This is a genomic window from Moorena sp. SIO4G3 (assembly GCF_010692305.1).
In the GTDB taxonomy this organism is placed as follows: domain Bacteria; phylum Cyanobacteriota; class Cyanobacteriia; order Cyanobacteriales; family Coleofasciculaceae; genus Moorena; species Moorena producens_A.
The window spans coordinates 1-1980 of the sequence record NZ_JAAHIG010000690.1 but is presented as its reverse complement, the minus strand read 5'-3'; the positions used below and the strand labels follow the sequence as shown (position 1 = coordinate 1980).

Genomic DNA, 1980 nt, shown 5'->3' with positions numbered 1-1980 from the left:
TGGTCAATATGTCGGACGTATTGCAATTCGCTTTAGACCTAGCTTTACCCTTCAACTACCAACTCAAAAATTTGACGTACATCCCAAATACTTGAAAACTATTCACAAGGCTGACGGCTATGAATATCAATATTGAAAATAAGGATACCCTATCAGGTAGTTTACTAGAAGCGCGGCAATTCCCCTCCCGCTAACCCTTGCCGGGTATAACGGGAGTCCCCTTGCCGCATCTCAGATGGTTAGATAGATTAGGATAGCCGGATTATCCTAACTTAGAACTAGGGAGAAAACCATGACAACCCATTTCATTACTGCAGAAATTGACCTCCAAGAGTCCCCTAAGGAACTGCACCAAGCTATTGAAGCAGAACTACAAGAACGGGGAGAACCCCTGCGCTGGGCAGTTACCCATGTAGACCCTGAGCAGGAGAAAGCTACGGTAGAAGCTATTGTGACTAAATCACCCAATAGTCAGTGAATCAACGTCCTTATACCGTTGTTTTAATCATTCCTACTGGTGTAGGAGCCTCAATTGGTGGCTATGCCGGGGATGCCTTGCCAGTAGCTAGAGCGATCGCACAAGTTAGCGATCGCTTAATCACCCATCCCAATGTGCTCAATGGTGCCCAGTTGTACTGGAACTTACCCAACGCCTTCTATGTGGAGGGCTATGGACTTGACAAATTTGCCGCTGGATGCTGGGGATTACGCCCTGTACATCAGAACCGGGTGGGATTACTGCTGGATCAGGGGATTGAACCGGAACTACGGTTGAGACACCTACAAGCAGCAGATGCCACCAGAGCTACCCTAGGACTGAATCTAACCGACTACGTAGTCACAGATGCTCCCTTAAATGTAGAACTGCGCACAGCAGCATCTGGAGCGAGTTGGGGAACAATTGGAAATCCCGATAGTTTATTGCGAGCAGCCCAAGTCCTGATTGAGCAAGCCGGAGCAGATGCGATCGCAGTAGTCGTGCGTTTTCCCGATGACATTGATAGTGAAGCATTGCAAGATTACCGTCATGGTCGAGGGGTAGACCCCCTCGCTGGTGCTGAAGCCATTATCAGTCACTTGATTGTTCGTACCTTTCAAATTCCCTGTGCTCATGCACCAGCATTGATGCCTTTACCCATCGATCCTAATTTGTCACCTCGTTCAGCAGCAGAAGAATTGGGCTATACCTTCTTACCCTGTGTTTTAGTAGGATTGAGTCGCGCTCCCCAATTTGTCCTCAACCAAAAAAATTTTCCCTCCTCCCTTGCTAATCCAGATTCTCAAACGATTTCCTCAAAACCGGGAGACATCTGGGCTGATGATGTAGATGCGATTGTGATACCAGCGACCGCCTGTGGTGGTAGTGCAATGTTAAGCTTTAGCCAGCTGCAAACCCAGATCATTGCCGTTGAAGAAAACCAAACTACCATGGAAGTACCTCCAGAACCTTTGGGAATTAAAGCCATACGAGTAAACTCATATTTAGAGGCTCTAGGCTTGCTGGTTAGCCATCGTGCTGGGATCAGTCCTAAAGCTCTGAGTCCATCCCTATCATCCCTGGGTCGCTTAAATTTTTGTGACAAAACAAATTCCCGATAATCCCGAACTTGAACCCCTAACCCGCATCCAAGTACTAGTGGCAATGGGTATAACTGCCGTAGTCTTACTCATCTTTGCCAAGCTATGGCTGCAACTAGGCAAGCTCACTCTCCTGCCCATCAAATTTACCCCCAATGCCCTAGTTATAGGACTAGCCATGGGGTTGGCAATTACTGGAGCCAGTGGCTTAGTGTATCGTCTTTGGCCAGCTTATCGCCAGAGTGCAGAAGTATACCTAAAGTTAATTCTCAAGCCCCTAATCATACCAGATTTAATGTGGCTAGGACTGTTGCCCGGTATGAGTGAAGAATTACTGTTTCGGGGTGTCATGTTGCCAGCAGTAGGGTTGAATGCTATCGGTATCATAGCCTCCAGTATGCA

The 1980-nt window shown here is 47.5% G+C and carries 3 protein-coding genes and 1 pseudogene; all 4 read left to right on the top strand.

The window, feature by feature from the left end:
* A pseudogene (locus tag F6J99_RS44620) lies at nt 1-136 on the top strand (HNH endonuclease); the annotation flags it as partial.
* A 156-nt stretch (nt 137-292) separates the two neighbouring features.
* Nucleotides 293-478 (top strand): hypothetical protein, encoded by a 186-nt coding sequence (locus F6J99_RS44615; protein ID WP_293123757.1) that lies wholly within the window; start codon nt 293-295, stop codon nt 476-478.
* On the top strand, nt 475-1599 hold the full coding sequence (locus F6J99_RS44610) for a DUF3326 domain-containing protein (RefSeq protein WP_293123753.1): 1125 nt from the start codon (nt 475-477) through the stop codon (nt 1597-1599). Before F6J99_RS44615 ends, F6J99_RS44610 begins: the two co-directional genes overlap by 4 nt.
* Nucleotides 1577-1980 (top strand): CPBP family intramembrane metalloprotease (locus F6J99_RS44605; protein ID WP_293123750.1); only part of this gene is annotated, 404 nt, incomplete at its 3' end. The genes F6J99_RS44610 and F6J99_RS44605, both read left to right, overlap by 23 nt.

What these genes read in the sequence shown, in the direction of transcription:
- F6J99_RS44615 (WP_293123757.1), top strand. Translation starts at nt 293, where the DNA reads ATGACAACCCATTTCATTACTGCAGAAATTGACCTCCAAGAGTCCCCT.